This window comes from Rhodosalinus sp., assembly GCF_041685465.1.
GTDB lineage: Bacteria > Pseudomonadota > Alphaproteobacteria > Rhodobacterales > Rhodobacteraceae > Rhodosalinus.
On record NZ_JAWLFS010000173.1, the window covers coordinates 1 to 6,605 of the forward strand.

A 6,605-nucleotide genomic window follows, 5' to 3' on the forward strand; every position below is an offset into this window, starting at 1 on the left:
GCGCGGTCCGGCGCGGGCGGCATCCCACCTTCTTCGCAAGGATGGTGATCCGGCGCCCGCGCTGCCCTGTCACTCGATCAGGCGCAGCTGGTTGATCTGGCGCGCGATGGCGCGCCACGCGAACGAATACCTTGCAGCCACCAACAGACGTTGAGCCCCCGACGCTCACATCGGCAAGCCACTGCCTCGTCATTCCACGAGACGCACCTGGCGCACCTGCCGCGCGATCGAGCTGAAAGCGCTAGAGATCTCCAGACCCTCCACGCGGAAGAAATGGCTAACCGAAGAGGCGCAGTCCTCCAGGACACCGGCCGAGTGGTCGTTAACCTCAAAGCCTACGGTATAGATTATGATACCTTCATCCTTCGCGGCTTCACAGATCCGGCTCAGCCGCTGATCCTTCAACGTGCTGCTGACCGCGCCAAAGGGCTCATTGTCCCAAGCATAATAATCAGACGGATCCCCTGTCGCAAGGTAGCGCATGTAGGCATGATAGCGGACGGTCGTCTGCGACCAGAGATCACCGTAATCGAGCCTGACCGCATTATCGCCGCCCCAGGGCTCATCACGCCATTCTTCGGTGTCAGGGATGAAATAGGACGTCACGGTATCCGCCTCGTTGCAAACCCATGACCACCCGCCACTCCATTCCCAGCCGCAGTCCGACTCCACCTCTTCCTCAGTTTCGAAACTCAACCGCCCGCTGCCCGGATCGATCCAGAAATCGCTCGGACCGCTGCGATAGTCATCGTGCATCTCGTGGAGCGTGGTGTTCTGCCCGTCTGTCATGACGACCAGAACCTTCAGGACGTCAGTCTCATCCAGATCTCGCGGCCGACCAGTGAAGTCCGTGCTGACCATACCCGACTGGATCAGGGAATCGATGGCCGGTCTTGTAGAGGGGTCCAGCAGCGCAGCCCCCCATTTCACACCGATGTCGATCGAAGTGTTGCCGCCCGCCGTCAGGTCATTGACCCGGTCCTTGATCGCCGCACCATCATGGCTGAAAGGCATAATCTCGGTGGATGGTTCGGTTCGGCAGACTGTATTGAACGGCCCGCGACCCGATGTGTAGTGGGAGAATGGATCGAAATGCGCCGCGCGCTCAAGCTGGGTATCCGTGTCGAGCCCGATCTGGTCGAATTGCGCATCCTCGAAGTTCACGCAATGGGAATGATCGTGCTCGTCGCTGACGTCGAACTGTTCCATCAGCTGGGCCCCAGCCGACACCTGCGTCGCGTAAGGCACGACCGAAAGTCCGATGGCGCCTTCCTCGGCGCTGTCGAGAAGGATGTCCGCGAATTCCTCCGAGGCGTCCTTGAGCCGGGGCAGTCGCTGAGCCGAGCCCATCGATCCCGAGATATCGAGTACCAGCGACACCTCGACCTCGCTCACCGCCTCTTCCGCGGTCGAGCCGGTAGCGATTGGCAGGCTGTCCTGGCCGAGCAGCCCGAGCAGGATCGTGTCCTGCGCCATCTCCGCGCTCACCGCCACATTTCGGAAGTTGAGGCCCTCGGTGACCTCGACGGCATCGAGGCTGTCCTCCAGCCCAGCCCGGGCGAGGTAGCTGCGCACCACCGCTTCCGGGTCCTGCTCCTGATCGAGGTCGGCGGCGGCGAGCACGGCGCGGTCGAGGGTGGACTGAAGCTGCGCCCGGCGCATCTCGGCGAGCATGATATCCACGCCGAGCGCGCCGACCGTCAGCATCATCAGCAGCATGAAGATCGACCAGACGGCGAGCGCACCGTCCTCCGCACGCCGGAAGGCGCGGAGCGCCTGCATCGTTCCCCGCCGAATCCCACCCCGAACCATACCCGCGTGCCTCCGTCAAAACCCGCCGTGCCGGATCGCGGACCGCGCCGACACGGGAGCGAGAGAAACGCGGAACTCGCGGCGAATTTGAGGCAACCCGGTGAAAATGCGCAGGCGGGTCAGCCCTTCACCACGACCCTCGGCGCCACCACGTCGATGCCGAGTGCCCGGCCGACCGCGTAGTTGGTCAGCCGGCCCGCGTGCACGTTCAGCCCCTCGAGGAGGTGCGGATCGTCGGCGCAGGCCTGCTGCCAGCCCTTGTCGGCGAGCGCGAGCAGGAAGGGGAGCGTCGCGTTGCCCAGCGCCTGCGTCGCCGTGCGCGGTACGGCGCCCGGCATGTTGGCGACGCAGTAGTGCATGATGCCCTCCACCTCGAAGACCGGATCGTCGTGCGTCGTGGGCCGCGAGGTCTCGAAGCAGCCGCCCTGGTCGATCGCCACGTCCACCACCGCCGCGCCGGGCTTCATCGTGGAAAGCTGCGCCCGGGTGACGAGCCTCGGCGCGGCAGCGCCGGGGATCAGCACGGCGCCGATCACCAGGTCGGCCTCGGCCACGCAGGCGGCGTTCGCGCCGCGGCTGGCGTAGCGGCCGCGGAACAGGTGGCCATAGGCCTCGTCCAGCCGGCGCAGCCGCGGCAGCGAGGTGTCGAGCACCGTGACCTCCGCGCCCATGCCTGCGGCCACGCGCGCGGCCTGCGTGCCGACGACGCCGCCGCCGATCACCGCGACCTTCGCCGGCGGCACGCCGGGCACGCCGCCCATCAGCACGCCGCGTCCGCCGTTCGCCTTCTGCAGGGTCCAGGCGCCCATCTGCGGCGCGAGCTTGCCGGCGACCTCGGACATCGGCGCGAGCAGCGGCAGGCCGCCGTCACGGCCGGTCACCGTTTCGTAGGCGATCGCGGTGACGCCGGAGGCGAGCAGGTCGCGCGTCTGCTCCGGGTCGGGGGCGAGGTGCAGATAGGTGAAAAGGACCTGCCCCTCGCGCAGGCGGCGGCGCTCCGCGGCCTGCGGCTCCTTCACCTTCACGATCAGCTCGGCCTCGGCGAAGACCTCCTCGGCCGTCTCGACGATGCGCGCGCCGGCGGCGGTGTAGTCCGCGTCCTCGAAGCCCGCGCCGCGGCCGGCGCCGGCCTCCACGAGCACCGCGTGGCCGTGCGCCACCGCCTCGCGCGCGGCCTCGGGCGTCAGGCCGACGCGGTATTCCTGCGGCTTGATCTCCTTCGGGCAACCGATCTTCATGGCGAAGCTCCTCCTCTGTTCAGCGCCAATGTGCCCGGGTCGCCGCGCAAATGCGTCGGAAATCCTCTCGCGTTTCACGCTTTACACGCGATAATCTGCGCGCATTCAGGGCGTCAGGCGCAGGACCTTCCGCGATGCAGATCGACGACACCGACCGGCGCATTCTCCGCGTGCTGCAACGTGAGGGACGAATCTCCAACGCCGAGCTTGCCGAGCGGGTGCATCTCTCGGCCTCGGCCTGTCACCGCCGCGTGCAGCGGCTGGAGGCGGCCGGAACGATCCGCGGATACGTCGCGCTGCTCGATCCGCGCCGCCTCGGCGTGCCGGCGACGGTCTTCGTCGAGATCACGCTGACGACACAGGCCGACGAGGTGCTGGAAGCCTTCGAACAGGCGGTGCGGCGGGTGCCCGACGTGCTGGAATGCCACCTGATGGCCGGGACGGCCGACTACATCCTGAAGCTCGTGGCCGAGGACACCGAGGATTTCGCCCGCATCCATCGGCAGTATCTCACCCGCCTGCCCGGCGTCGCGCAGATGAAGTCGAGCTTCGCGCTGCGCACCGTCTCGGAGACGACCGCGCTGCCGGTCTGACCGGCCCGCGCACAGGTGACCCGGATGCGCTCGGCCAAGGCAGAGAGTCCCGGAGGCCCCTACCGCCTCACGCCGCCGCGCCGCGCAGGAAGGCCGTGCCCCGGGCCAGCGCGTCCTCGGTCGTGGCGGCGTCGAAGGACAGGAAACTCAGCGCCGCGCGCTCCTGCTGGTCGAAGCCGTGGGTCACCCCGGAATAGACGTGCTCGCGCACCGGCAGGCCGCGGCCTGCCTCGCGCGCGACGAGGCTCCGGCAGGGTTTTTCGCTCGCGATGGCGTCGCCCTCGACCAGCAGGAAGAGCGCGGGGATGCGGCTGCGCCAGCCCTGCCGGCTCGCCCGCGAGAGCTGCCCGCAATAGGGATAGAGAAGCAGCGCCGCCGCCACCCCGTCGAGCGGGCGTTCCGCCATCCCCTCGGGCCAGTGGGTCAGCGTCAGCGGCACCTGCCCGTGGTCGGCCATCGACAGGAACTCCAGCACCGCCCATCCGCCGTGCGAGAAGCCGACGAGCGCGATGCGGCCCTCGTCCACCTCGGGTCGCGCCTTCGCCGCGGCGACCGCCACGGCCACGTCGCCCGCGCGCTCGGCCCCCGTGAGCAACTGGCCGGCGCAGATCAGCCGCCAGATCTGGAACTCCGTGAAGCCGCGCGGCGCGTGGCTGTCCACCACGAGCGAGGCCCAGCCCGCGGCGGCGAGCGCGCGCGCCCAGCGGTCGAGGTTGTCGCGCGGCCCGTCGCAGCCCGAGACGAGGATCGCGCAGGGCACAGGCCCCTCGGCCCCCTCGGGCGCGGTGAAGCGCAGATGCGGCGCGAGCAGGTGGGCGAGCGTCGCGGGATCGGTGCGCGGCACGGTGAGCCCGGTGTAGCGCCCGAGCATGTTCGCCGCGACGAGCGCGGCCGCCCCGCCCGCCGCCGCGGCCCCTGCGATCAGCGCCCACATGGCCGTCTCCCTTCCCTGCCGGGTCTTTCGGGGGCGAGTATGCCATGCCGCGGCGCGGCGCGCGAGGTCAGGCGGCCTCCACCTCCGCCACGGCCTCTTCCATCGCGGCGAGGAAGCGGGCAACCTCGGCCTCGCTGTTGTAGTGGCAGACCGAGACGCGGATGCAGTCCTCCCGCCCGAGCGGGCCGAGGATGTTGCCGCAGTAGTGGTCGTTCTTGCGGATGTGCACCCGCACGCCGCGCGCGCCCAGGTGATCGACCAGATCGGCGGAGGCCATCCCCTCGAGCCAGAGAGAGACGACACCCTCACGGCCCTCGGCCGACGCCGGCCCGATGAGCCGCACGCCCGGCATCTCGGCCACCCCGCGCTGGTTGCCCGTGCCATGCAGCATCGCGCCCAGGAGCCGCGCCTCGTGCGCCGCGATGGCCGCGCCCGCGGCCTCGATCCGGGCGCGGCGGTCCTCGGCGCCGCCGACCTCGGCGCCCAGCCAGTCGAGGTAGTCGATCACGTCCGAGAAGGTGGCGTAGGCCCCGGTGTCCCGCGTGCCGAGTTCCCATGCGCGCGCCGGCCCGCCCGCGAGTTGTTCGTGCGGCAGCGCCGTCAGCCGCTCGGAGGCCCAGCCGACGCCGTAGCCGTGGCGCGAGAACATCTTGTAGGGTGAGACCGCGTAGCCGTCGGCGCCCGCGACAGAGACCGCGCCGTGGCTCGCGTGCTGGATGCCGTCCACGATCACGAAGGCCTCCGGCGCGACCGCGCGCACCGCCGCGATGACCGCCGGGACGTCCACCGCCATGCCGGTCACGGGCGAGGTGTGGACGATGCTGACCACCCGCGTCTCCGGCGTGACATGGGCGGCGTAGGCCTCCGCCGTGACGGTGGCAGTGGCGTCGTCGTGCGGGACGGCGACGAGCGGGCGGCCCGTCGCCTCGGCCCAATGCGCCATGGCGCTGCGGCTCGCCGGGTGCTCGAGCGTCGAGCAGAGCATCCCGCCGCCCGCCTCCGCGCCGGTCGCGGCGCTGCGGATCAGGCGGAAGAGGATCTCCGTCCCGCTTTCGCCCACGAAGACCTCGCCGTCCTCCGCCCCGAAGAAGGCGCGCATGTCGGCGCGGCCCCGCGCGATCGCGTCCATGAGCGCGCGGGAGGCGGCATTGGCGCGGCCCTGGTTGTCGGGCAGCGCGGCGTAGAAGGCCGAGGTCTCGGCGACTTTCTTCAGGTGCAGCGCACCGCCCGCATTCTCGAAGAAGACGCGCGGCCCCTCGAAAGGGCAGTCCTCGACATGGGCGAAGCGGGCTCTGACGGCCTCGATCAGGCCGGGGGTCTCTGCGATCACTGCGCGGGCTCCATTTCTGCGGCCTTGTCCCGGAGCCGCAGGCCCTTCGGATCGAAGGGCGCCTCCGCGAGGACGCGGGCGGCGTGCGGGCGGCCGAGGATCGCGACCTGCACCGCGTCCCCCGGCCCGGCCAGGTCCGGCGCGAGATACGCCAGCGCCAGCGACTTGTCCACGTGGTAGCCGTAGCCGCCCGAGCTCACCTGCCCCGCGGGCCTACCGTCGGGCAGGAAGACGGGCTCGCCGCCGCTGGCGTCGGCCTCGGTGGCCTCGATCTCCAGAATCCGCATCACTTCGCGCGGGGGATTGCCGGCCACCGCCTCCCAGGCCGGCTTGTTCAGGAAGTCCTTGTCGCGGCGGATGAGACCGTCGAGCCCCGATTCCTGCGGCCAGTATTCCGGGGAGTAATCCCGCCCCCAGGAGCCGTAGCCCTTCTCCAGCCGGAGCGACATCAGCGCCCGGCTGCCTGCGGGCCCCGCGCCCAAGCCGCGCCCCGCCTCGAGAAGCGCGGTGTAGAGCGCCACCTGGTCCCCGGCGGCGCAATGCAGCTCCCAGCCGAGTTCACCCGTGAAGGAGACGCGCAGCGCCACGCAGTCGATGCCCGCCACCGTGATCCGGCGCGACCGGAAGAAGGGGAAGGCGGCGTTGGAGAGATCGGCGTCGGTGAGCCGCGCCAGCAGGTCGCGCGCCCGGGGACCGGC

General features: G+C 70.3%; 6 protein-coding genes. 1 reads left to right on the forward strand and 5 read right to left on the reverse strand.

What is annotated here, in order from left to right; all coding sequences use genetic code 11:
- Nucleotides 1–189: 189 nt before the first annotated feature.
- On the reverse strand, nt 190–1,782 hold the full coding sequence (locus ACESL7_RS11430) for a pilus assembly protein TadG-related protein (RefSeq protein ID WP_372893450.1): 1,593 nt from the start codon (nt 1,780–1,782) through the stop codon (nt 190–192).
- A gap of 149 nt (nt 1,783–1,931) precedes the next feature.
- On the reverse strand, nt 1,932–3,050 hold the full coding sequence (ald, locus tag ACESL7_RS11435; protein ID WP_372893451.1) for an alanine dehydrogenase: 1,119 nt from the start codon (nt 3,048–3,050) through the stop codon (nt 1,932–1,934).
- A 134-nt stretch (nt 3,051–3,184) separates the two neighbouring features.
- Between ald and ACESL7_RS11440 the strand changes: the two genes are divergently transcribed.
- Nucleotides 3,185–3,643: an Lrp/AsnC family transcriptional regulator gene (locus ACESL7_RS11440; RefSeq protein WP_372893452.1), complete on the forward strand. Its 459-nt coding sequence runs from the start codon at nt 3,185–3,187 to the stop codon at nt 3,641–3,643.
- Between the two features lie 67 nt (nt 3,644–3,710).
- On the opposite strand, the gene ACESL7_RS11445 is transcribed toward ACESL7_RS11440, so the two are convergent.
- From ACESL7_RS11445 to ACESL7_RS11455, 3 genes are all read right to left on the reverse strand, one after another.
- Nucleotides 3,711–4,577, reverse strand: coding sequence for a dienelactone hydrolase family protein (locus ACESL7_RS11445; protein WP_372893453.1), 867 nt, complete (start codon nt 4,575–4,577; stop codon nt 3,711–3,713).
- 67 nt (nt 4,578–4,644) lie between these two features.
- A complete protein-coding gene (locus ACESL7_RS11450; RefSeq protein ID WP_372893454.1) occupies nt 4,645–5,907 on the reverse strand; it encodes an aminotransferase class V-fold PLP-dependent enzyme in 1,263 nt (420 codons plus the stop codon).
- A partial coding sequence (locus ACESL7_RS11455; RefSeq protein ID WP_372893455.1) for an aminomethyl transferase family protein occupies nt 5,904–6,605 on the reverse strand: 702 nt, incomplete at its 5' end. The genes ACESL7_RS11450 and ACESL7_RS11455, both read right to left, overlap by 4 nt.

Coding starts and splice junctions, on each gene's coding strand:
- ACESL7_RS11445 (WP_372893453.1), bottom strand. CDS start 4,577: ATGTGGGCGCTGATCGCAGGGGCCGCGGCGGCGGGCGGGGCGGCCGCG.
- ACESL7_RS11430 (WP_372893450.1), bottom strand. CDS start 1,782: ATGCAGGCGCTCCGCGCCTTCCGGCGTGCGGAGGACGGTGCGCTCGCC.
- ACESL7_RS11440 (WP_372893452.1), top strand. CDS start 3,185: ATGCAGATCGACGACACCGACCGGCGCATTCTCCGCGTGCTGCAACGT.
- ald (WP_372893451.1), bottom strand. CDS start 3,050: ATGAAGATCGGTTGCCCGAAGGAGATCAAGCCGCAGGAATACCGCGTC.